Origin of the sequence: Sandaracinus amylolyticus, from assembly GCF_000737325.1 — a bacterium.
GTDB lineage: Bacteria > Myxococcota_A > Polyangia > Polyangiales > Sandaracinaceae > Sandaracinus > Sandaracinus amylolyticus.
The window spans coordinates 9,487,460-9,510,479 of the sequence record NZ_CP011125.1 but is presented as its reverse complement, the minus strand read 5'-3'; the positions used below and the strand labels follow the sequence as shown (position 1 = coordinate 9,510,479).

General features: G+C 73.3%; 17 protein-coding genes. 8 read left to right on the top strand and 9 right to left on the bottom strand.

The window, feature by feature from the left end; translation table 11 throughout:
* Nucleotides 1-30: 30 nt before the first annotated feature.
* Nucleotides 31-1,011, top strand: a complete 981-nt coding sequence (locus DB32_RS40245) for a hypothetical protein (protein WP_053237966.1) — start codon at nt 31-33, stop codon at nt 1,009-1,011.
* Between the two features lie 7 nt (nt 1,012-1,018).
* Here the strand turns inward: DB32_RS40245 and DB32_RS40240 are convergent, their stop codons facing one another.
* From DB32_RS40240 to DB32_RS40230, 3 genes are read right to left on the bottom strand one after another with little or no spacing between them, the layout of a single operon-like run.
* Entirely contained in the window at nt 1,019-1,366 is a 348-nt protein-coding gene (locus tag DB32_RS40240) for a DUF1304 domain-containing protein (protein WP_053237965.1), read from the bottom strand.
* Nucleotides 1,367-1,404: 38 nt separating this feature from the next.
* On the bottom strand, nt 1,405-1,953 hold the full coding sequence (locus DB32_RS40235; protein ID WP_053237964.1) for a TetR/AcrR family transcriptional regulator: 549 nt from the start codon (nt 1,951-1,953) through the stop codon (nt 1,405-1,407).
* 25 nt (nt 1,954-1,978) lie between these two features.
* Nucleotides 1,979-3,265 carry a fibrinogen-like YCDxxxxGGGW domain-containing protein gene (locus tag DB32_RS40230; RefSeq protein ID WP_053237963.1) on the bottom strand — a complete coding sequence of 429 codons (1,287 nt, stop codon included), beginning with the start codon at nt 3,263-3,265 and terminating at the stop codon, nt 1,979-1,981.
* Nucleotides 3,266-3,410: 145 nt separating this feature from the next.
* Between DB32_RS40230 and DB32_RS40225 the strand changes: the two genes are divergently transcribed.
* Nucleotides 3,411-6,320: an Hsp70 family protein gene (locus DB32_RS40225; RefSeq protein ID WP_053237962.1), complete on the top strand. Its 2,910-nt coding sequence runs from the start codon at nt 3,411-3,413 to the stop codon at nt 6,318-6,320.
* Nucleotides 6,321-6,323: 3 nt separating this feature from the next.
* On the opposite strand, the gene DB32_RS40220 is transcribed toward DB32_RS40225, so the two are convergent.
* A complete protein-coding gene (locus tag DB32_RS40220) occupies nt 6,324-7,535 on the bottom strand; it encodes a serine hydrolase domain-containing protein (protein ID WP_053237961.1) in 1,212 nt (403 codons plus the stop codon).
* Between the two features lie 71 nt (nt 7,536-7,606).
* The gene (locus tag DB32_RS40215; protein WP_053237960.1) at nt 7,607-9,010 is read right to left on the bottom strand and encodes a flavin monoamine oxidase family protein; all 1,404 of its coding nucleotides are present in this window, start codon (nt 9,008-9,010) and stop codon (nt 7,607-7,609) included.
* Between the two features lie 112 nt (nt 9,011-9,122).
* Here DB32_RS40215 and DB32_RS40210 point away from each other — a divergent pair, with 112 nt between their 5' ends.
* Nucleotides 9,123-9,803: a hypothetical protein gene (locus DB32_RS40210; RefSeq protein WP_053237959.1), complete on the top strand. Its 681-nt coding sequence runs from the start codon at nt 9,123-9,125 to the stop codon at nt 9,801-9,803.
* 30 nt (nt 9,804-9,833) lie between these two features.
* Complete coding sequence (locus DB32_RS40205) at nt 9,834-11,111, top strand: MFS transporter (RefSeq protein WP_053237958.1); 1,278 nt, start codon at nt 9,834-9,836, stop codon at nt 11,109-11,111.
* A 5-nt stretch (nt 11,112-11,116) separates the two neighbouring features.
* On the opposite strand, the gene DB32_RS40200 is transcribed toward DB32_RS40205, so the two are convergent.
* The 3 genes from DB32_RS40200 to DB32_RS40190 form a co-directional block, all read right to left on the bottom strand.
* Complete coding sequence (locus DB32_RS40200) at nt 11,117-11,827, bottom strand: hypothetical protein (RefSeq protein WP_053237957.1); 711 nt, start codon at nt 11,825-11,827, stop codon at nt 11,117-11,119.
* Complete coding sequence (locus DB32_RS40195) at nt 11,827-13,242, bottom strand: PEGA domain-containing protein (protein WP_053237956.1); 1,416 nt, start codon at nt 13,240-13,242, stop codon at nt 11,827-11,829. The genes DB32_RS40200 and DB32_RS40195 overlap by 1 nt, the downstream gene beginning before the upstream one ends.
* Before the next feature lie 78 nt (nt 13,243-13,320).
* Entirely contained in the window at nt 13,321-14,136 is an 816-nt protein-coding gene (locus DB32_RS40190) for a DODA-type extradiol aromatic ring-opening family dioxygenase (protein WP_053239118.1), read from the bottom strand.
* Nucleotides 14,137-14,445: 309 nt separating this feature from the next.
* Between DB32_RS40190 and DB32_RS40185 the strand changes: the two genes are divergently transcribed.
* From DB32_RS40185 to DB32_RS40175, 3 genes are all read left to right on the top strand, one after another.
* Nucleotides 14,446-16,755 (top strand): ATPase, T2SS/T4P/T4SS family, encoded by a 2,310-nt coding sequence (locus DB32_RS40185; protein WP_053237955.1) that lies wholly within the window; start codon nt 14,446-14,448, stop codon nt 16,753-16,755.
* A gap of 107 nt (nt 16,756-16,862) precedes the next feature.
* Nucleotides 16,863-17,663 (top strand): hypothetical protein, encoded by an 801-nt coding sequence (locus DB32_RS40180; protein WP_157070174.1) that lies wholly within the window; start codon nt 16,863-16,865, stop codon nt 17,661-17,663.
* A 235-nt stretch (nt 17,664-17,898) separates the two neighbouring features.
* Nucleotides 17,899-19,653, top strand: coding sequence for a hypothetical protein (locus tag DB32_RS40175; RefSeq protein ID WP_053237953.1), 1,755 nt, complete (start codon nt 17,899-17,901; stop codon nt 19,651-19,653).
* 377 nt (nt 19,654-20,030) lie between these two features.
* Here the strand turns inward: DB32_RS40175 and DB32_RS40170 are convergent, their stop codons facing one another.
* Nucleotides 20,031-21,005 (bottom strand): FHA domain-containing protein, encoded by a 975-nt coding sequence (locus DB32_RS40170; RefSeq protein ID WP_053237952.1) that lies wholly within the window; start codon nt 21,003-21,005, stop codon nt 20,031-20,033.
* 165 nt (nt 21,006-21,170) lie between these two features.
* Here DB32_RS40170 and DB32_RS40165 point away from each other — a divergent pair, with 165 nt between their 5' ends.
* The gene (locus DB32_RS40165) at nt 21,171-22,976 is read left to right on the top strand and encodes a PilZ domain-containing protein (protein WP_169791711.1); all 1,806 of its coding nucleotides are present in this window, start codon (nt 21,171-21,173) and stop codon (nt 22,974-22,976) included.
* The last annotated feature ends 44 nt before the right edge of the window (nt 22,977-23,020 follow it).

Below are 23,020 nucleotides of genomic sequence, written 5' to 3'. Positions count from 1 at the left end.
TGACCCGCACTCCAGCCAGGACGGTCACCCATGAGCGCCGCACGAGCCGCCGCCGCCGCCACGACGCCGAGCGTCTTCACCCATCAGACCCGCGCGGAGTGGGGGCGCGCGGTGATCGCGGAAGCGCTGCCCGACCGCACCAAGTACGTGTTCGAGCACGCGGGTGAACGAACGTTCATGAACGGCCACACCGCGATCCGCGAGCTCGAGCTGCCCGAGGGCGAGCGCGAGTCGCTCGCGCGGCAGCTGCTGCGTCGCCCCGCGCCGACGAGCGCCGCGTCGAAGAAGAAGGCCTCGCGATCGAAGAGCGCGGCCGAGGCGCCGCCCGCAGAGCCGACGGTCACGTTCGAGCGACAGCAGGCGATCTTCGCGTCGCGCTTCGCCGACGGGTTCGCGGGGGCTCGCTACGTGCGCGAGGAGCGCGGCACGCTCGACGGGGACGAGCGCCACCTCGACGCGCTGATCGCGCTCGCGCGCGAGCTGCTCTCGGCCGAGCGGCTCGACGCGGCCCTCGCGCGCGGCGCGCACGACGAGGTCTTCGCGGACGCGACGAAGGTGCTGGGCGCGACCGACGCGCTCGCGTTCCCCAAGCCCGATCGCCCGGCGTTCCAGCGCGTCCCCGAGACCGCGCACGCCGACGTCGCGCGCACGCTGCGCGAGCTGCTGCACGGGAGCGAGCCCTACGATCGGCGCTTCGACGCGTTCGTGCGCTCGCTCGGCTCCGCGCACGCGCCGTGGACGATCGCGACGATCTTCTCGGCCGCCGTGCACCCGGACGCGCACGTGCTGGTGAAGCCGACGGTCAGCCAGCGTCAGGCGCGCGTGCTCGGGCTCACCGCGCCGCCGATCGGCGCGCCGACCGGCGCCGCGTACGGGCTGCACCTCGCGGTCGCGCGCACGCTGCGCGATCGCCTCGTCGAGGCGGGGCACACGCCGCGCGATCTCTTCGACGTGTACACCTACGAGTGGCGCACGCTGAGCAAGGGCGCGCTCGCGTCGTCGCCCGACTGATCGTCGATCAGAGGCCGAGCTGGGTGAGCGCGAGGGCGATCGCGGCGGGCAGCGCCTGGATGAACAGGATGCTGCGCTTCGCGGTCGCCGCGCCGTACGCGCCGACGACGATCACGAAGAGCAGCAGCACCGACGCGGCCGCGGTCTGTCCCGCGGTCGCCGCCCACGCGAGCGCGGCGCCGAGCGCGCCGTTGTAGACGCCCTGGTTGCCGGCGAGCACGCGCGTCGTCTCGGCCTGCTCGGCGGACTGCGCGAAGATCTTGCGCACGCGTGGCGTGGTCCAGAGGAACGTCTCGAGGACCATGAAGCCGACGTGCAGCAGCGCGACGAAGAGCGTGGCGAGGAGCGAGAGCATGGCTCGCTCCTTATGGATCGAGATTCTTGAGCGGTCGATCAAGAATCGTCGTCGTCGCGCAGGCCGGTGGCCTCCAGCGCGCGCTGCGCGACGCGCTTCACGCGCGCGCTCGACGCGCCGCTGCGCATCATCACGTGGATCGACGTGACCGCCGCCGCGAGCAGCGCCGCATCGTCCTTCGCGCGCTCGCCGCGCTCGTGCAGGCAGAGCGCGAAGAAGTCCTCCATCGCGCGGAGGCGACCGGCGACGAGCTCCTGTCCCTGCGGATCGAGCAGCGGGTGCTCGACCGCGCTGGTCACCAGCAGACATCCCTTGCCGCGCCGCGACGGCGCGGTGATCGCACGCAGCCATGCGCGGATCGCGTCGTGGCTCGGCGCGGCGGGCAGGCCCTGGGACGCGAGATAGCGCTCGATCGCGCGGTGGAAGCACGCTTCCTTGCTCGTGAACGCGGCGTAGAAGCTGCCCGGCTGCACGCCCATCGCGTCGCAGAGCTGGCGCACCGACGTCGATGCGTAGCCGCGCTCCCAGAAGAGGCGCACGGCGACGTCGAGCGCGGCGTCGACGTCGAAGTCTCGCGGTCTGGCCACGCGCGCGTTCTACTCCACCGCGCGATCACCTGCCCATCACGATGCCGACGCGCGGGTCCTCGCCGCGCTGTCCGGGCGCGCCGCAGAGGAGCGCGCTTCCGGCGACGATGGTGGACTCCGAGGTGTCGCAGCCCATCGCGCGCGTCGCGCCGATGCCGAACCACGCGTGGAGCTGCTCGCACGACGACGTGCGGCCCGCGACGACGCCGAGGCGCACCTGGAACGTGCGGAGGGCCGCGCTCGCGCCGCTGTCGCACACGCTGGGCACCGTCGCGTCGACGTCGAGCATCGTGCGCAGCGACGCCGCCGACGTGCTGAACGTCGCGGTGCCGGCGTGGACGATGTCGCGCAGCGGCGCGGCGCTGGTCCCGTCGAGGGCCGTGACCGCCCACTGCGTCGTGCCGCTCGTGCGCGCGAGCGCGATGCGCAGCGTGTCGACCGGGAGGTACCAGTACGCGCTCGTGAGCGCGTCGGCGTAGGCGAGATCGTTCGTGCCCATCACCATCGGTGCAGAGCTCGTCCACGCGGCGTGCTCGAATTCGAGATCGCCCTCGGGCGTGACCTTCGCGAGCAGCGTCCAGCCGCCGTCGCAGTACGCCTCGAAGGCCGGGATCGGCCCGGTGCCGTCGGGGTCGATGGTGTACACGCCGCTCGCGCTGCCCGCGGGGAGCGCAGCGCACGCGACGGGGAACGTGCCGCCGTCGCGACCGCCTCCATCGATCGTGCCGCCGTCGGTGCTGCCGGCGTCGGTGCTGCCCGCGTCGGTGCTGCCCGCGTCGATCGTGCCCGCGTCGGTGCTGCCCGCGTCGTGCGCGCCGCCATCGTCCAGCGCGGCGTCGGGGATCTCGGCGCCAGGCGTCACCTCGTCCAACGTGCTCGGATCGACGCTGCTCGGATCGCACACGCCCGCGATGCAGGTGCGCCCGTCGGGGCACTCGACGTCGAGGCAGCGCGTCGAGAGCGCGACGCGCAGCAGCCGCACGCTGCGGGGCACGAACGACGTCCGCGCCTCGCGCGAGACGAGCACCGTTCCGTCGGCGCGCCGGCCCTCCACCACGAGGTGCACCGTGCGCGCGGCGTCGCCTCCGCGCGGCTCCACCACGAACGAGAACGGCACGCGCACCCGATCGATCGGGTCCTCCGTCGTCAGCTCGAACGTGTGCTCGCCCTCGCCGTTCACGACCGCGCGCACGTCGTCGAGCGGCTCGGGGATCCCGAGGTCGCTCTCGACGACGACGATCAACATCGATGGATCGTCGTCGCACGCCGCGAGGACGACCCAGAGCGCCAAGGCCACGACGCAACGCGCCATCGCGGTCGAGGCTACACCCGCGAGCACCCGCGCGTACGCGCGTCACCGACGCGAAACACGGCGTCGCGTAGCACTCCAGCGCGAGGCCGCTCTCGATCCACCACCGGGTGCCCACGCAGCACGGAAAACCGGCGCCGGCGCGTTCATGACGGTGGATCGGGGCGCATGGTACACATCGCGCCCAGTGGCCTCGCACGAGCCTCGTTACATCGTCGGCATCGACCTCGGCACCACGCACACCGTCGTCGCGTACGGGCCCGCGGACGCGAGCGCGCCGCCGAGGATCTTCGCGATCGATCAGCTGATCGCGCCGGGCGAGATCGAGGCGCGCCCGCTGCTGCACTCGCTGCGGTATCACCCCGCGCCGGGCGAGATCTCGGACGACGATCTCGCGCTCCCGTGGGGCGAGACCCCGGCGATCCCGGGCAGTGAAGGGCGCTACGTCGTCGGCGAGCTCGCGCGCGAGCTCGGCGCGAAGGTGCCGGGCCGTCTCGTCGCGAGCGCGAAGAGCTGGCTCTCGCACCCCAGCGTCGATCGCACCGCGCCGATCCTCCCGTGGGGCGCGGCCGAGGACGTGCCGAAGGTGAGCGCGGTCGTCGCCTCGGCGAGCTATCTCGCGCACGTGAAGGCCGCGTGGGATCACCACCACCCGCGCGAGCCGCTCGACGAGCAGGAGGTCGTGCTCACGATCCCCGCGTCGTTCGACGAAGGCGGGCGCGCGCTCACGCTCGAGGCCGCGCGCCTCGCGGGGCTGCCGCGCGTGCGCTTGCTCGAGGAGCCGCAGGCCGCGTTCTACGACTGGCTCGCGCGGCGCGGCGTCGACGCCGCGGAGGCGGCGGGCGCGACCAAGCTCGCGATGGTCGTCGACGTCGGCGGCGGCACCACCGACCTCACGCTGATCCGCGTCGAGATCCGCGACAGCGGGCCGCGCCTCACGCGCATCGCGGTGGGCGACCACCTGATGCTCGGCGGCGACAACATGGACCTCGCGCTCGCGCATGACGTCGAGGCGCGCCTCGGGACCGGCGGCGGAGGAAAGCTCGGCGCGGGCCGCTTCACGCAGCTGCTCGTGCAGTGCCGCACCGCGAAGGAGCGCTTGCTCGGATCGACCCCGCCCGAGAGCGTGCGCGTGACCGTGCTCGGCTCGGGATCGAAGCTGGTCGGCGGCGCGACGAGCGCCGAGATCACGCGCGCCGACGTCGACGCGCGCCTGGTCGAGGGCTTCTTCCCGCTGGTCGGGCTCGACGCGCGCCCGCAGAAGCGCGCGGGCGCGATCGTCGAGTTCGGTCTGCCCTACGTCGCCGATCCTGCGGTGACGCGGCACGTCGCGGGGTTCCTCGCGCGGCACGAAGAGCTCGCGCGCGAGGCGCTCGGTCCCGACGGGCCCGCCGTGCCCGACGCGGTGCTGCTCAACGGCGGCGTGTTCCGTGGCGGCCCGCTCGCGGCGCGCATGATCGGACAGCTCGAGTCGTGGCGTGGCGCGAAGGTGCGCGTGCTCGAGAACGACGACCCCGAGCTCGCGGTCGCGCGCGGCGCGGTGGCGTACGGGCTCGCGCGGCGCGGCGTCGGGCTGCGCATCGGTGGCGGCTCGGCGCGCAGCTACTTCCTGCTGCTCCCGCCGGTGAGCGAAGACGCGCCGCGACGTGGTCTCTGCCTCCTCCCGCGCGGCGCCGAAGAGGGCGAGGAGGTCACGCTCGAGGAGCGCACGTTCTCGCTCAAGCTCGGTCAGCCGGTGCGCTTCCTCCTCGCGTCGAGCACCGGACAGGCCGCGTACGTGCGCGCGGGCGAGATCGTCGACGTCGACGACGAGCTCTTCCGCGATCTTCCTCCGCTCGCCGCGGTGCTCGACGACGAGCGCACCAGCGCGACGTCCTCGGGCCAGCTGCGCGCGCCCTCGATCGTGCCCGGGGGCAGCACTGCGCCTGCCGCGCCCCGTGAAGAGCACGTGAAGCTCGCGGCCGGGCTCACCGAGATCGGCACGCTCGAGCTCTCGTGCCTGCAGCTCCAGGAGTCGGCCGAGGCGAAGCCGTCGCGACGCTGGAAGCTCGAGCTGCAGCTCCGCGGCGGCAGTGACGAGACGCTCTCCGCGCAGCGCATCACCCAGCTGCACCCGCGTTTCAAGGAAGCGCGCGCGAAGATCGAGGCGGTCTACGGCAAGAGCGAGGCGGGCCTCGAGGGCAAGCCGCAGAAGACGCTGCGCACCGACCTCGAGAAGATCCTCGGACCGCGCGCGCAGTGGAGCACGCCGCTGCTGCGCGAGCTGTGGGGCGCGCTCTTCGCGGGGACCAAGCGGCGCCGGCGCAGCGCCGATCACGAGCGCGTGTGGTTCAACCTGATCGGCTTCTGCCTGCGCCCGGGGTTCGGCTATCCGCTCGACGACTGGCGCGTGCGTCAGCTGTGGACGGTGTTCGATCAAGGCGTGCAGTTCGCGCCCGAGGCGCAGAACTGGAGCGAGTGGTGGACGCTCTGGCGCCGCGTCGCAGGCGGGCTCGATCAGCCGATGCAGCAGAAGGTGCTCTCGTCGATCGAGTGGTACCTCCACCCTCCGACGCCGCGCCCTCGTCCGCGCCCCGCGGGCCCCAAGGCGCTCGGCTACGACGACATGGTGCGGCTCGCGGCATCGCTCGAGCGCATCGCGCCGAGCGACAAGGCGCGCATCGGTGACTGGCTCATCGAGCGGCTCACCCAGCACGGCGAGAACGTCGCGTCGTGGTGGGCCGTCGGTCGCATCGGCGCGCGCGTGCCGTTCTCGGGCAGCGCGCACCACGTCGTCGCGCGCGCGAAGGCCGAGGACTGGCTCGCGCAGGTGATGAAGCTCGACTGGCGCAAGGTGGAGCCCGCGGCGTTCGCCGCGGCGCAGCTCGCGCGGCGCACCGGAGACCGCGAGCGCGACCTCGACGCGCAGCTCGCGGCACAGGTCGCGGCGAAGCTGCGCACCACGAGCGCGCCCGAGTCGTGGGTGCGCATGGTCAGCGAGGTCGCGGAGCTCGAGGCGGCCGAGGAGCAGCGCATCTTCGGCGAGTCGCTGCCGCCCGGCCTGCGCCTCATCTCGTGATCGTCAGCGCCCGTACACCGCGCGCTCGAGCTCGCCGGGGAAGCGCCCGCTCATCCCTTCGAGCGCGGTGTTCGTCAGCGCGACCACCGTGATGCGCGCCTCGGGATCCACGAACCACGAGTGGCCGTAGGCGCCGCCCCATCGGAACGTCGCCGCGTGCGCGGCGCTCCCCGCCAGGGCGGGATCGAGCACGACCGCGCCGCCGAACCCGAACCCCATGCCGGGGCCGAGCGCCGCGTGATCGGCGCTCCCGAGCTGATCGCGCATCATCGCCTGCGCCGTCTCGGCCCGCAGGATCGCGCCGCCACCCCTTCGGATCATCTCGAGCACGCGCAGCACGTCCTCCGCGGTCCCGACCATCCCCGCGCCGCCCGACGGGTACGAGCGCGAGGAGAGCGCGCGCGACGGCGCGTAGCGCACACCGCTCGCGCCGAACGGCACGACGTGACCGTCCTCCATCCGCACCGGCCGGGGCGTCCCGTCCGCGTACGCGACCGCGAGGCGATCGACGTCGCTCACCACGAACCCGGTGTCGCGCATCGCGAGCGGATTCGTGACGAGCCGCGCGACGACCTCGGGCAGCGCGCCTCCTCCGGCGCGCGCGACGATCTCGCCGAGCACGTCGATCGAGAGCGAGTACCCGAACGCCGCGCCGGGCTCGGCGAGGAGCGCGACCGACGCGAGGCGCCGCGCGTTCTCCTCGAACGAGAGCCCCGGCTGATCGAGACCGTCGGACACGCCGGCGCGGTGATAGGGACCGTCTTCGGGCTCGAAGAACCCGTATCCGAGCCCGCTCGTGTGGTTGAGCAGCTGGCGGATCGTGATCACGGACGGGCGCCCCTCGGCGTCGCGGAACGTGAGCTCCGGCAGGAAGCGGGTGATCGGATCGTCGAGCCCGATCGTGCCCGCATCGACGAGCGCGAGCGCGGCCGCGGTCACGATCGGTTTGCTGACCGACGCGAGCCGGAAGATCGCGTCCTCGCGCATCGGCGTTCCGGCCTCGCGATCGAGCAGCCCCGCCGCACGCCGATGCACGACCTGGCCGTCCACCGCGACGAGGACGACCGCGCCCACGATCCGCTCCTCTTCGATCGCGCGATCGATCACGGCATCGACGCGCGCGGAGAGCGAGCGATCGGTGTGTGGCGCGGGCGCGGGAGAGCCAGCGCACGCGAGGAGGACGAGCGCGAGCCCTGGGGCGAGCAGACGATGCATGCGCCTGACCTGTGGCGCTGATCGTCCGCGTCAAGCCGGGGCGCTCGACCTCCTTCGCGGCGTCGATTCGATTACAGGAACGCGGGCGGGAAGTGACGGATCACGAGATCGCGCGCGTAGCGCGCGGAGTGCTCGACCGTCTCGAAGCTGAGCGTGCTGCCCACGTAGTACGTGTGGTTCTCGCCCTGCAGCGACTCGACGCGCTCGTAGAACCCGCCGCGCAGCGCCTCGGTGCTCACGTGCGGGAAGTAGTCCCACTCCTGACGCAGCTGCAGCGCGCCGAAGCGCCCGCCGCGCGACGCGACGTCCGCGGCGAGCGTCGCGGTGATGTCGGCGTACGACGAGCTCCAGTCGGCGATCTGGTACGCGACCATCAGCGGCGACTGATCGCGGCTCGCCCACACGTTCACGTGATCGATCGTGTCGGGGAACGCGTGGTCGTGGAAGAAGAGCACGCTCTCGCGCGGCAGATCCTGCGCGGTGAACGCGCTGAAGAAGTAGCGCTCGCTCTCGACCTGCGAGAAGAGCTCGTCCTCTTCGTCGGTGAGCGGCATGAAGTCGCCGACACGGTTGAGCGCGACCGAGACGATCACCTCGTCGAACTCGTAGCGGCGCGTGCCGTTGATCGTGATCTCGATCGGCGCGCCGCGGCGGGACGAGCGACGGGTGATCGACGTCACCTCGGAATTCAGCCGCACGTCGAGCTCGCTCGCGACCGCTTCCCAGATCGACTGATAGCCGGTGGGGAACGTGTAGTACGGCGCCTGCTGCAGGCCGCGCTCGCCGCCGAGCTTCACGAGCCACGGGATGAGCTTGAGGAAGTACATCGCCGGCGCGTCCTCGTAGTACGAGTACCCGAAGCCCACCATCACGCTGCGCACGAGCTCGGCGATCGGCGTGATGCCGTTGCGCGCCGCGAACTCGTCGAACGGCAGATCGAGCTCGTCGGGCAGGTACGCGAAGCCGCTCAGGTTGAGCTGCGCGAAGCGCGCCTGGACGCCGGCGTACGCGACGAGCGCGCCGATCAGCTCGAGCTGCGAGTAGCGGCTCGCGAGGAACGACTCCGCGCTGTGCACCACGTCCTGGTCGAGGATGCCGCGGTCGGTCTGGTACTCCTCGTACGGAATGCCGTAGCGGTCCGCGAGGCCGAGCACGTGGTGGTAGTCGGGCGACGCGAACACCGCGCCGAGCTCGGTCACACGGCCGCCGGCGCGCAGCGAGTGCACCTTGCCGCCGACGCGATCCTCGCGCTCGAACACCGTCACGTTGCGGTACCCGAGATCGCGCAGCGTCTGCGCCGCGGTGAGGCCCGAGGGACCGGCGCCGACCACCGCGATGCGGAGCGATCGCCGTGGCCAGACGAGCTCTTCCGCGTTCGTGTCGAGCGCGTCTTCCTCCTCGGGCGCGGCGACGCAGCTCGCGACGCCGACCCCGAGCAGCAGGATGCAAGTCAGACGAAAGACGGATTGGAACACGGTGCCCTCCCGCGTCGGAGCATAGAGAGCGGATCGCGGCGCGTTCCCGATCCGAAGGTCGTTTAATCAGCGATTAACCGCGCGATCGGGATGGCGTAGGCTCGCGCGCCTCATGACCGACGTGTCGAGTGCCGCGGTGTGGATCGAGCCGGTGATGCTGGCGTGCATCGAGGATCGCCGCTTCTTCGAGGAGCTCGCGCCCGAGCCGCGCGCGATGGTGACGCTGTGGGCGATGCGCGCGGAGGTGCAGCGACGAGGGCTCGCGCACTTCGTCGACGACGTGCCCGACTGGATCGTGAAGGACGTGCCGCGCGCGGCGGAAGCGCTCGGCGAGCACGCGCTGAAGGACGCGTTCGCGTCGCTGCTGCCGGCGCTCAAGCGCGGTCGCGCCGCGCGCTTCTCGGGCAAGGGCGTCGAGTGGAGCGCGCACGCGGGCATCGAGCCGCTCGTGGCGAGCCTCGGCGATGCGCTGGTCGCGCGGGTGATCGCGTCGAAGCGCGCGTTCGGCGCGGTGCGGGCGCGCGCGGAGACGATCCACGCCGAGGCGCGCGCCGCGCACAAGCGCGAGGCCGAGGCGGTGCAGGAGAGCGCGAAGGCGAAGGTGCGATCGCGCTTCGACGGGCTGCGCGAGAAGGCGCGCCCGTGGTCGATGCAGACGCGCTTCGCGGTGGAGGACGCGGTGTCGCACGCGAAATTCGGCGTGGGCCGCGTCCGCGCGCTGGTGCCGCCGAACAAGATCGAGGTCGAGTTCGAGGACGGCTCGATCCGCACGATGCTGCACGCGGCGCAGTGATCGCGGCGCGCTCGGGCGCATGTGCTCGGTGTGGAGAGCACGCGCCGAGAGCGCTTCGTGTGGTGCCTGTTCGACTTCGCGAACAGCGCGTTCCCGACGATCGCGATCACCGCGTTCGGCGCGCCCTACTTCGAGGCGGTGCTCGTCGGTGACCGCGGCCTCGCGCTCGGCGCGCTCCACCTGAGCGGCACGTCGGCGTGGGCGATCGCGGTCGCGCTCTCGATGGCGGTCGTGGTCGTGACCTCGCCGGTGATGGGCGCGATCGCCGATCGCGGTCGCAAGCGGACGCTGCTCGCGATCTACGTCGCGGTGTGTGCGCTCGCGACCGCCGCGCTCGGGCTGGTGCCGCCGGGATCGGGGCTGCTCGCGATCGGGATCTTCGTGGTCGCGAACGTGACGTTCGAGGGCGCGTACGTGTTCTACAACGCGTTCCTCACCGAGCTCGTGCCGAGCGAGCGCGTGGGGCGTCTCTCGGGCTACGGGTGGGCGCTCGGGTACGTCGGCGGGCTCGGCGCGCTCTTCGTCGTGAGGCCGCTGCTGCCGAGCGACTACCACGCCGCCGAAGCAGCGCGCGGCGCGCGGGTGTTCTTCGTCGTCGCGGGTTGGTACGCGCTCTTCTCGCTCCCGACGCTGCTCGTGCTGCGCGATCGCGCCGTGCCCGCGCCGATCACCCGCGCGCTGATCCGCGACGCGCTCGCGCAGGTGCGCTCGACGCTGACGCGTGCTCGCGCGCACCGCGTCATCGCGATCTTCCTCGTCGCCTATCTGCTCTACACCGACGCGCTCGACACCACGATCCACTTCACCGGCATCTACACGCGGCGCGTGCTCGGCTTCACGCCCGACGACAACGTGCGGCTCTTCCTCGTGCTCAACGTGATCGCGGCGCCGGGCGCGATGGTGCTCGGGGTGCTCGCGGATCGCGCCGGCGCGAAGCGCGCGATCCAGGTCGCGCTCGTGATCTGGTGCGCGGTGATCGTGCTCGCGGTGCGGGCGTGGGACGCGGCGAGCTTCTGGCCCGCGGCGATCCTCGCGGCGATCGCGATCGGCGCGACGCAGTCCGCGAGCCGCGCGATGATGGCCCGCCTCGCGCCGCCCGGAAAGACGGGCGAATTCATGGGGTTCCTCGCGCTCTCGGGGCGGGCCTCGGCGATCTTCGGCCCGCTGATCTACGGCGCGGCGTCGAGCGCGTTCGCCGATCCCACCGACCCCGGGCGCGGTGATCGCATCGCGCTGATGATCGTCGGCGCGCTCTTCCCGCTCGCGATGCTCGTGCTGCGCGGCGTGCACGAGCCGCGACCCGCGTGACGGGCTCAGTACGACTGGAAGCCGAGCTCGAGACCGCCCAGCACGATCACCTCGCGCTCCAAGAACGTCATGTGGAGGAACGAGGCGAACACGAAGCCGCGGCGCTCGTAGGGCCCACCGCCGGTCGCCGCCGAGATCCGCATCTCGAGGCCGAAGCCGACCCCGGCGGACTGGAGCGAGATGTCGGGCTGACCCGACTCCAGCTCTCGCGCGAGCGCGCGGGTGGCCGACGCGATCATCGGCGAGACCGTCTCGAGGTGCACCACGTCGAGCGCGGGGCCCATCGCGAGCTGAAGCCAGTCGAGGAGCGTCAGCTCCGCGACCGCCGAGAGCGAGAGGTGCGTCGGCACGCCGGGCCCGAAGCAGCCGCGGAGGATGCCGATCCCCGCGAGCTCCTCGGTCTGCACGCCGACCTGCAGCGTCGCGACGAACCCGCCGGTCGTCACGTCGAACGTCTGCGTCTCGTCGGTGGGGAACCAGGTCAGGCCTCGCGCCTCCCAGACCGGAACGTCGAGCCAGAAGACCGAGCTGCCGAACGCGCCGAGCATGAAGCCCCAGCGCAAGCGCGTCTCGTCGCGCCCGCCCGGGGGCCCGCCGTCCGACTCGGGCTCCGGCTCGGCGTGCGGTCCGAGCTCGGGGTCCAGCTGGGCACGCGCCGTCGTGCTCACCGCGACGAGCACCACGACGACGAGCGTCGCGACGAGCGTGCGCGACATCAGAACGTCCCCTCGATCTGCACCGACCCGACGCCGAGCGAGGCGCGCATCGTCGCGCTCTCCATGACCTGCCGCTGGTTGCCCGCACCGAGCAGCAGCCCGCCGCCGACGAGCGACACGACCGCGCCCGCGACACCGCCGACGCCCACGACGGCCCACCAGCCGCCCTCGCGCTGGTGCCAGGTCGCGTAGTCGCTGATCCCGCACGACGACTCGCAGCCCTCGGTCTGCTCGATGTACTCGGCCCGACTGCCGAGCAGCGCGCCCGTGATCACGGCGGACGCGAGCAGGAGACCGCCGCCGCTGAGCGCGACGATCCACGCGTTGCGCTCCGCGACGCGCTGGCGCTGGAGGCGCTGCTCGAGATCGGCCCACGCGAGCTCCGGGGTCAGCGTCTGGTACGTGCCCGCGCGCAGATCGAGCGTCTCCCGGACGACGCGGCGATCCGCGACGTGGAGCTCGATGACGTGGCGGCCCGCGGGCAGCAGCAGCTCGTCGGCGACCTCGACCTCCTCGCCGTCGACGGTGATGCGCGACGGCGTCATCGGCGTGCGCAGCCGGACGCGCGCCGCGACGGTGGGATCGATCTGCCGCACGCTCATCGTGAGATCGACGTCCTCCTGCTCTGCGGTCGCGACGTCGACGGTGCGCTGGATCGCGGCGTAGCCATCGCGCGCCGCGACGATCGTGTGGCGCCCGGGATCGACCTCGATCGAGTCGGGCAGCGGGGTCGTGCCCACGTCGCGACCATCGATGGTCACGCGCTGCCCGGCGGTGCGCGAGGTGACGCGGATGCGCCCGCGGAGGATCGCGGTGCGCTCGAGGGTCGCCTCCACGCGCGCGGTGAGCCCACCGGCGATGCGCACGATCTCGCGGAACGCCTCGTGGCCCGGCGCGCGCAGCTCGACGAGCACGGTGCCCGCGGTGACCCGCATCGTGCTGCCGGGCGCCGCGACCGACGACGCCGGACCGACCTCGATGCCGTCGATCCACACGATCGCGTCGGCGGGCGTCGCCGTGATCTCGAGGAACGCGATGCGCGCGCGCTGGCGCCGCAGCTCGGCCTCGACCGCGGCGCGGCGATCGGGCGCGAGGCTCGGCATCTCGCGCAGGTACTGCTCGAACGCGTCGACCGACTCCACCGCGCGACCGAGCGACGCGTAGACCTGCCCGAGGTTGAACAGCACCTGCGGCGCGGGCGCGACCTCGTACGCGCGGCGGAACTCCACGAGCGCCTGGTCGAGCAGGCCCTCGTCGTAGAGCTCCAGCGCGCGCTCGAAGCGCTCGCGCGCCTCCGCCCGGGCCTCGCGCGATGGCTCCGCGTCCTGCGCGCGCGCCCCGCTCGGGAGCGGCGCGGCGAGCGCGAGCAGCAGCGCGACGGCGAGTGGGAAAGAGCTCCGAGGGGCGATGGGCACGCGATCCGTCCGTGTGAAAACGGCCGGAGCGTGTTCCCGACACGACCACCGCGCCACCAGAGGTGCGCGGGCGTCGGCTCAGCCGAAGTGGACGGCGGAGACCTGGCTGCCCATGAGCATGGACGAATACGGAACGGTTCCGCGATCGTCGCCCGCCGCGCCCGCGATCACCATGAGCGGCAGCAGGTGCTCCTCGCGCGGATGGCAGACCCGCGCCGACGGCGCGCGATCCCACGCGGTGAGCCGCGCGTCGCGCGCCGCGGGGTCGAGCGTGACCGTCTCGCGCATCCACGCGTCGAACGCGGCCGAGGGCGCGCGCGCGGCGGGCGAGCCGAACCCGCGCATGTTGTGGAAGCTCATCCCGCTGCCGACGATCAGCACGCCCTCGTCGCGCAGCGGGCGCAGCGCGCGCCCGATCGCGAGGTGCGATGCGGGATCGAGGTCGCGCCGCATCGAGAGCTGCACGGTCGGGACGTCGGCGTCGGGGAACGTGAGCTTGAGCGGCACGAACGTGCCGTGGTCGAAGCCGCGGTGCGCATCTTCGCCGGAGTCGATGCCCGCCGCCGAGAGGAGCGCGCGCACCCGCGCGGCGAGCTGGGGATCGCCGGGCGCGGGCCAGGTGATCTCGTACGACTCGGGCGGGAACCCGTAGTAGTCGTAGAGCATCGGCGGGCGCGCCGACGTCGTCACCGTGGGGATGCGCTCTTCCCAGTGCGCGGAGACGACGAGCAGCGCGCGCGGCCGCTGGGGGGCGATGTCCGCGAGCCCGCGCAGGTACGTCGCGAGCTGCGCCCACTCCGCGGGATCGCCGAACCCGAGCTCGACGAAGGGCCAGGGACCGCCGCCGTGGGGGATGTACGCCACCGGCATCCGCGCGCCGCTGCCGCTCGTCATCGCTCGAACCTCCTGCGACGCGGGCGCGCACGCCGCGAGGACGAGCCCCGCGCTCGCCGTGCCGAGCAGCGCGCGTCGCGTCATCCGGGTGTCGTGGTCGTCGCTCATCGTCGGGAATCACCTCTACGCCGGCAGCGCGCCCGCGGGAAGGCGCACCCCGCGCAAGTCTGCGTTGCGCGAGCGGGAACGGATGCGATGCAAGCCTTGGATCCGCCTTGACTCTCGGGGCGCGTTCCTGGTTCGATGCGTACGTCCCGGCCCCAGGCCGTCACGCCCATCGGCACGCGCGAGAGGACCCGCAGACACACCATGTTCTCCGTCGTCATCACCGAGAAGGGCGGCGCCCAGCGCCGTCTCGACTTCGACAAGAACGAAGTCACGATCGGCCGCGTCCAAGGCAACGACATCATCCTGCCGAAGGGCAACGTCTCGAAGCGGCACTCCCGGATCGTCCTCAAGGACAACCGCTTCATCGTCGTCGACCTCAAGAGCACCAACGGCACGTACGTCAACGGGCGCAAGATCACGTCGCCCCTCGTCGTGAAGTCGGGCGACAAGATCTACATCGGCGACTTCATCCTCACCCTCGAGGAGGCCGCGGGCGCCGGCATGGGCGCGTCGCCGGGTGGCTCGCACGAGGGCGCGGCGATGGGCGCTCCGCCCGCGATGGCGCCGCCGCCGATGCAGCCGCCCGCGCCGCAGATGTCGCCCGCGCCGCAGATGTCGCCGGCGCCGCAGATGTCGCCGCCGCCGCAGATGTCGCCGCCGCTGGCGCCGCCGCAGATGTCGCCGCCGCTGGCACCGCCGCAGATGTCGCCCGCGCCGCAGATGTCGCCGGCACCGCAGATGTCGCCGCCGCCGCAGATGTCGGCGCCGCAGATCGCAGCCCCGACGCCGCAGATGTCGCCGGCACCGCAGATGTCTCCCGCGCCGCAGATGTCGCCTGCGCCGCAGATGTCGCCGCCGCCGATGGCGCAGGCCGTCGCGTCGTCGCCCGCCGTCGCGGTCGGTGGGGATCGCCGTCCGCCGCCGCTGCGCTCGGCACCGCCGCCGCCCCGCCAGCCCACGATGACGGCCGGTGGGATGGGCGCGCCGCCCCCGCTGCCCGGCCGGCCCGAGCCCGCGCCGCGCGTTCCGTCGGACCCGCCGCCCGCGCCGCGCGAGGCCGATCGCTACCCGCTCGACGAAGAGCCCGCCGACGAGACGATGGCGCCCTCGCCGCGCGTCGTCGCGAACGTGCGCCCCTCGGCGGCGCCGCCCCGCGAGCCCGCGCGCAACGACTTCGCGCCCGCGAAGGAGCCCGCGCCGCGCATCGAGCAGCAGACCGAGGCGCCGCCCGCGCGCCATCAGCCCGCGGCGCACACGCCGGCGCTCGCCGCGCCGATCCCCGAGTCGCGCCCGATCACGGCGCCGCTCGCCGCGCCCCTGCCCACCGCGCCGCTTCGTCGCGCCGCGGTGCCGCGCGCCCGTGACGTGCGCGACCCGCTCGGCCACGTGCTCGCGACGCTCGCCGAGACCCTCGACGTCGGCTCGCTGGTCCCGCCCGAGGCGATCCCCGCGGATCGCTGGCGCGAGGCGCGCTCGGCGGTCGACGCGGCGATCGCGCGCCTCGAGCGCGAGGGCGGCACCGCGGGTGATCGCGATGCGCTCGCGGCGTCGGCGGTGCAGGAGGCGCTCGGCCTCGGACCGCTCGCGGCGCTGCTCGACGATCCGGGCGTGCTCGAGATCGTCGTCGAGGGCCCGTCGTCGATCCTCGTCGATCGCGGCGCGGGCCTGACGGCGGCGCCGGGCCGCTTCTCGTCGGCGGATCAGCTCGTGACGATCGTCGGCCGCCTCGTCGTGCGCGGCGGGGGCTCGTTCGACGCGAGCCAGGCGATGCACGAGGCGACGTTGCCCGACGGCGCGCACCTCGTCGCGGTGCTGCCTCCGGTCGCGCTGCGCGGTCCGGTCATCGAGGTCCGTCGCACCGGCCGCGCGCCGGTCACCGGCGAGAGCCTCGTGCAGCAGGGCGTGCTCAGCAGCGAGATGCTCGCGACGCTGCGCGCCGCGGTGAGCGCGCGTCGCAACGTCGTCGTCGTCGGTGCGAGCGAGCTCGGCGTCGGCACCGTGGTCTCGATGCTCGCGAACCTCGCGGACGGCGACGATCGCGTGCTCGCGATCGAGGCCTCGCCCGAGCTGGCGCTCGCCGCTGCCCACGCGGTGCGGCTCGGCGCGAGCTCGAGCGTCTCGCTCGGGCAGCTGATCGCGCACGCGCCGCGGCTCCGCGCCGACCGCGTCGTGATCGACGGAGCGAGCGGCCCCGAGACGCGCGATGCGCTGCTCCTGCTCGCGTCGCGCGGCGCGGGGACGATCCTCGGCGTGCGCAGCGCGCCGACGGGCTCGGCGCTCGATCACCTCGAGGCGCTCGCGGGGCTCGGCGGCGGCGCGGACACGCTCGGTCGCCTGATCGCGTCGGCCGTCCACGTCGTCGTGAAGCTCGGCCGTGACACCAACGGCGTGCGCCGCGTGGTGTCGATCGCCGAGGTCACGAGCGACGAGGGGATCCCGACCGCGCAGGACCTCTGGGTCCACACCGGCGAGTTCCACGCGACCGGCAACAAGGCCAGCTTCCAGTCCTGACGAGCGCGCGCGAGCCCACGATCGGGCCGGATCAGCGATGATCCGCCCCGATCCGTGGGCTTGACGCAATTGACGCGTCGCGTTACCCCCGCCGCATGGAGGTGTCCATGCAGAGCCTGTGGGATGCGATCGGCCGCCGTCGCGAGGACGCGGTGGCGCGAGGCAGCGCGTACGTGCGCGACCACGTCATCGTCCGGCGCACGCGCGAGACGGGCGCCCAGCTCCTGGGCCGTGCCGAGCGCGAGGCCGCGAAGCTCCAGACCACGATCGCGTCGCGCCGCGGCGTGCTCAACGGCAAACCGATCGAGAAGCTCGAGCGTCGCGTGCTGTCGCGCATCGAGAGCGTGCTCGAGCGTGTCGGCCTGCAGCTGCGCGATCGCATCCAGCGCCTGACGCCGGGCTCGAAGCTCGGCGCGATCGAGCCCGAGACGACGCAGCAGCCCGAGGACGCGACGCTCGTCGACGAGAGCGAGGCCCGCGCCGAAGCCAAGGCGCGCGCGGCGGCCCGCGCGCCCAAGAAGAAGCGCATCCGCGTGGCGATCGAGGACGCGGCGACCCCTTCGACGAGCGTCAGCGTCGCGCCCGACGAGCCGGAGGCGCCGGTGCGCAAGACGTCGAACGGCCACGCCGCGCCGAAGCGCGTGTCGAAGCCGCTCGCGACGAAGCCCGAGCGCCCGGCGGCGCGTCGCGGCACCAAGGCGGCGGCCGCCGCGAAGGCGTCGACGCGCTGGGTCGGCAAGGCCGCGGAGGTCGAGGTCGAACAGCTCTCGGAGCTCTCGGCGAAGGCGCTCCTCGCGCGGATCCCGGAGCTCGACGAGGCGTCGTGCCGGGCGCTCCTCGCGCGCGAGAAGGAAGGCAAGAAGCGCAAGACGATCGTCGACGCGCTCGCCGCCCGTCTGCCTTCCTGAACGCCTTTCTTCCTGAGCGTCAGCCGTGTCGCACGACGCGCACGCCGCGAACGCTGCTTCACGGCAGCGCTCGTCGGCCCGCGCGCGGTCGCGTGAAGATCGCGCGCGTCGTGTGCGTCCTCGGGGCTGCGGGGAGGCAGGGCATCTTCTTGCAGGGGTGCCGCCCCGCATGGTTCGATGGCCTTCCTTCTCGACGGACGGATGTCCGTCGCGCCCGCGCTTCGGAGAGCAACGCATGCGTACGAGTCGGTGGCTCCTCGGTCTCGTCCTCCTGATCGGCGCGATCGCGCTCGCCGGAGGGTGTCGCCCACGGCGCGCCGTGCGCGGCGTGGTGACGAGCGGAGGTGACCAGCCGCGCGGGGGCTCGGTGCAGGTCGGCGGCGGCGCCGAGGTCGCGCACGGATCGCCGCGCGAGCAGCTCGAGCAGTACGACCGCCTGCTGCGCGCCCAGCAGTACGTGCCGGTCGGCCCCGCGACGCACGGCACGCTGCAGCCCAACGGCATCACCGCGTACATGATCGACGTGCAGCGCGGCCACTGTTACTCGGTCGCGCTCTTCGGCGCGCAGGGCACCGACGTGAACCTCGTGCTCCTCGATCCCGCGGGCCGCGCGATCGGGCACGACGTGCGCCCCGACGAGCACCCGTGGGTCAGCTTCTGCGCGGCGCGTCCCGGGCGCTTCGTCGCGCGCATCCAGATGGCGCGCGGCCAGGGCGAGTTCTTCTTCGCGCCGTACTTCGTGCGCGGTCGCCAGCCCGTCGATCTCACCGCGTTCTTCGGCGGCGGCTCGGCGAGCGGCCCGCAGGTCGCGCAGATCGACGACGGCACCACGCAGCGCCTCGCCGCGCTCGACCAGCAGATGTCGTCGCAGCGCTACCAGCGCATCGGCGAGCCCAGCGGCCTCGTGCTGCGCAACCGCGAGGAGCGCCTCTTCGCGCTCTCGCTCGAGCAGGGGCGCTGCTACTCGTTCGCGACGCTCGGCGGGCCGGGCACGACCGACACCGACGTGTTCCTCCAGGACGGCTCGGGCCAGCGCCTGCAGGCGGACACGCGCACCGATCGCGACGCGATGGTGCAGTACTGCGCGCCCGACGACGGCAACTACACGCTCCAGGTGCGCAACTTCGGCGGCGAGGGTCCGGTGTTCACCGTCGCGTACGCGCAGCAGGTCGCGGGTCAGGCCCAGGCGAGCGAGCCGGTCGTGCCGGTGATCGCGACGACGTCGAGCGCGGGCGCGGGCCTCGACGAGAACTTCGCGCTGCTCGACGCCGACATGCGCGCGCGCGGCTACGAGAGCCTCGGCGACTCGCAGCGCGGTCAGCTCGCGGAGGGCGGCGAGCAGTCGTACGCGGTCTCGCTCGAGGGCGGCAAGTGCTACGCGATCCTCGCGGTGGGCGACTCGGGCGTGCGCGACATGTCGCTCTCGCTGCGCGACGCCGCGGGCCAGGAGGTCGATCGCGACGAGGCCGGCGACGCGCGTCCGACCGCGCGCGTGTGCCCGCAGCAGACGGGCAACTACACGATGGTCGTGCGCATGGTCAGCGGCACCGGCGGCTACGTGTACGCGGCGTATCGCTGGCCGCGCGGCACGCGCCTCGGGGACCTCGCGGGCATCCTCTACGTGCGCCTCGCCGAGGTCACGGCGCTGCTCAACGTCGAGGGTTTCCTGCCGGATCCGGGGTACTCGCTCGATCGCGGGCGGCTGCGCCGCGAGGGCCAGAGCGCGACGCACTCGGTGCGGCTGACCGGCGGGCAGTGCTACTCGATCGTCGTCGTGGGCGGCGAGGGCGTGCGTGATCTCGACGTGGCGCTCTCGCAGGGCGCGACGCAGGTCGCGTCCGACGTGGGCGCGCGCAACGCGTTCCCGAGCGTGCGCCACTGCGCGAGCACCGACGGGCAGTTCACGGTGAGCGTGAGCGCGGCGTCGGGCGCGGGCGACTACGTCTACCAGATCTTCTCGCAGCAGAGCGGGCAGGGCGTCGCGCAGTAAGGGCTCGGACGCGACGTCGCGAAGTGAATGTCCGTTCCCCCACGTGGGGAACGGACATTCGTCTTTCCGTCCCCGCGAACACCCGCGCTCGGGAAACGGACACTCCGCGCGCCGGTGTCCGGTCGACCCGACGAACGACGTCGTTCCGCGCGCCGAGTGTCCGGTTCCGCGCTCGGGAAGCGGACATTCCTCGCGCCGATGTCGGGCAGACCGGACGAACGACGGTGTTTCCGCCGACGAATGTCCGGTTCCGCGCTCAGGAAACGGACATTCGCTCACCGATGTCCGTCGGACCGGACGAGCGACGTCGTTTCCACGCGCGAATGTCCGGTCTCGCGTGCCGGAAACGCCAGCTCCGACCTCGAGTGTCCGGTCGATCAGCCGGCGCGCAGCAGCATCACGAGCCCCGCGATGCTGACGCCCAGCACGATCGCCGCGAGCGCGTAGATCACGATCTCTCCGGTGCCCATCTTCGGCGCGACCGGCGGCAGCGTCGGCGTGCTCCTGCGCGGCGGGGGCGCGACCTCGGGCTCACCGGTCGGCGCTTCGGGATCGTCGGCGGGCGCGGTCTCGCTCACCGCGATCGGCTCGAGCGGCGGCGGCTCGGGCATCGCCTCGTCGGGCGCCTGCTCGGCCGCGCGCAGCGCGCTCTCGGTCGGGTCCTCGTAGACCAGCACCGTCGCGCCGATCACGAGCTCGTCGCGATCGACGAGCCGCTTCTCGGGGAGCGCGCGCTCGTTGACCACCAGGCCGTTCTTGCTGCCGCGATCGCGCGCGATCACTCCGTCGAGATCGACGACGAGATCGACGTGCTCGCGCGACGCGTCCGCGTCGAAGAGCACGAGGTCGCACGTCTCGGCGCGCCCGATCACCAGCCGCGCCGGCGGCGGCGGGATCTCGAGCACCACGCCCTCTTGCGCGCCGTTGATCACGACGATGCGCGCGGTCGTCGACGTGCTCGCGCCGAGCACCTCGCGCAGCAGACGGCGCGCGAGCGACGACGTGCGCTCCGCGTTCGCCGTCGACGTGACCGGCACGCCCTCCTTCCACGAGAGCACGAACGCGCCGACCTCGATGCGGTCGCCGTCGCGCAGCGGCTTCGCGCGCTCGGGCACCAGCTTGCCGCCTTGCACGCGCGTGCCGTTCGTCGCGCCGTGATCGACGATCACGTAGCGCCCGGCGCGCAGCTCGATCGTCGCGTGCCGCGTGCTGACCGACGTGTGCGGCAGGCGAACGTCCGCGCCCGCTCCGCGCCCGATCAGGATCCGATCCTGATCGAACTCGTAGACCGCGTCCTCCTGCCCGAGGCCCGTCCCGCGCTCGCGCGGGCTCACCGAAAGCCGCACGCCCATGCGACGAGGGCCGAACCTGCGCTCTGTCGCGCGCGCGGTCAAATGATCCGCCGCGCGCTCTGCCGGAAACTGGACGGCGATCGATCGCTCGGGCTTTCTCCGGCTCGGAGACAGGAGCCTCACATGGAAGCGCAGATCGAACGCCGCTCGTACGGTCTTCCCCGCATGCCGGTCGACCTTCTCGTCGAGCTCTCGAACGAGGGCGACGACGAGGTGTTCGAGGCGGACGCGGTCGACCTCGGGCCCGGTGGGATCGGCCTCCGCGCGGCGGTGCTGCCCGAGGTCGGGCAGCGGCTGCGCTGTCGCTTCGAGGTGCCGGGCGCGATCGACGCGTGCGAGGCGCAGGGCGAGGTCGTGTGGGCCGCCGACGCGGGGCGCTGGAGCGGGAGCTTCGGCGTGCGCTTCGACGGGCTCGATGCGCGCGCGGCCGAGGCGCTCGAGGCGATCGCGCCCGCGCCGGTCGAAGATCCCGGCACGCCCGAGGAGCTGCGCGCGCCGCGCGTCGTGAAGGTGCGCCTCGACGGCGTCGCGAGCGCGATCGAGGGCGAGATCGCGAGCGAGGACGGCGAGTCGATCTCGATCGAGCAGGCGATGCCGTTCCTGCAGATCGGGCGTGGCGCCGAGATCGACAGCGGCGCGGCGAAGGTGCGCGCGGTGCTGGAGCGGGTGCGGCTGCGCGTCGAGAACGGGACGCCGCGGCTGGTGCTCGAGCTCGCGGCCGAGAGCGCGCCGGTGGAAGACGAGCCCGCGAGCGCCGACGCGACGATCCAGGACGAGCCGCTCGAGTCGCTCGTCGCGCGAGCGAAGGTCGAGGAGGAGCCGCTCCCCGATGTGTCGATCGAGCGCGCGCCGATCGAGCGTCGTGAGGCGTCGAAGAAGATCGTGGCGCCGACGAAGGTGCGCCGCGAGCGCGAGGCGCCGCGCGTGATCGCGCGCGAGGAGATCGCGACGGCCGAGCCCGAGGCGGCCGACGAGGAAGCGCCGATCGTGATCAAGGCGCGCGCGTTCGCGGCGCAGGCGCGGCCGGCGCTCGCGAGCGGGTGGGCGAAGACGAAGTCGTTCTCGGCGCTCGTCGTCGCGCGCTCGGGCCCCTGGCTCGTGCGTGCGCGCGACGCGATCGTCGCGGCGTGGCGCACCCTCACCGCGCGGATCGCGCAGCGCGCGCCGCGGCTCGCGCCGATGCTCGGTCAGCCCGCGCGCCGTCGCACCACGTCGGCGCCGCCGGTCGCGACCGCGCCGCAGCCGGTGCGTCGTGCGCGCGGTGCGGCGCCGGTCGTCGAGACGCCGGTGAAGGGCCGCGCGCGCGGGATGGCGATCGGCGCGATCGCGATCGTCGCGGTGGGTCTCGCGGTGTACGGGCTCGCGTCGCGCCCCGAGGCGCCGAGCGACGAGATCGACGTGCATCGCCCGGTGGACGTGCCCGCCGCGCTGCCGGCGACGCCGACGCTCGCGGCGCCGGTGACGGTGCCCGAGACGTACGAGCCGATCGCGCCGCCCGAGCCGGCCGCGGCGGCGCCGACGCCGGGCTGGGATCGTGCGATGCCCGAGCCCGCGACCGCGGCGGGTCCGATCGCCGCGCCGAGCTATCCGTCGATCGACGATCGCCGCGAGGTCGTGGTGCCCGCCGAGGACGAGCCCGCGACCGCGACCACGACGACGACCGGGACGCGCAGCATGGAGTTCGGGGCGCCGAGCGTGGAGCGTGGCCGCACGACGGCGCTGCGCATGAGCGCGCCGGTGCAGTCGATCGAAGGGCTCGCCGACGCGGGCGGGTTCACGGTGACGGTGCACGGCGCGCTGTCGCTCGATCGCGCCGCGCCGCTCGCGGCGGCGAACTCCGCGATCGAGCGCGCGTCGATCATCAACCGCGGCGACCACTGCGTGCTGACGATCCGCTTCGTCACCGGGCGCACTCCGCCCTACCGCGTCGTCGCGAACGGCAGCGCGCTCGAGGTCACGTTCGGCCGCTGAGCCCTTGCCGGAGTGCTCGTCCCGCCGGTCCCGGACGAGAGCGC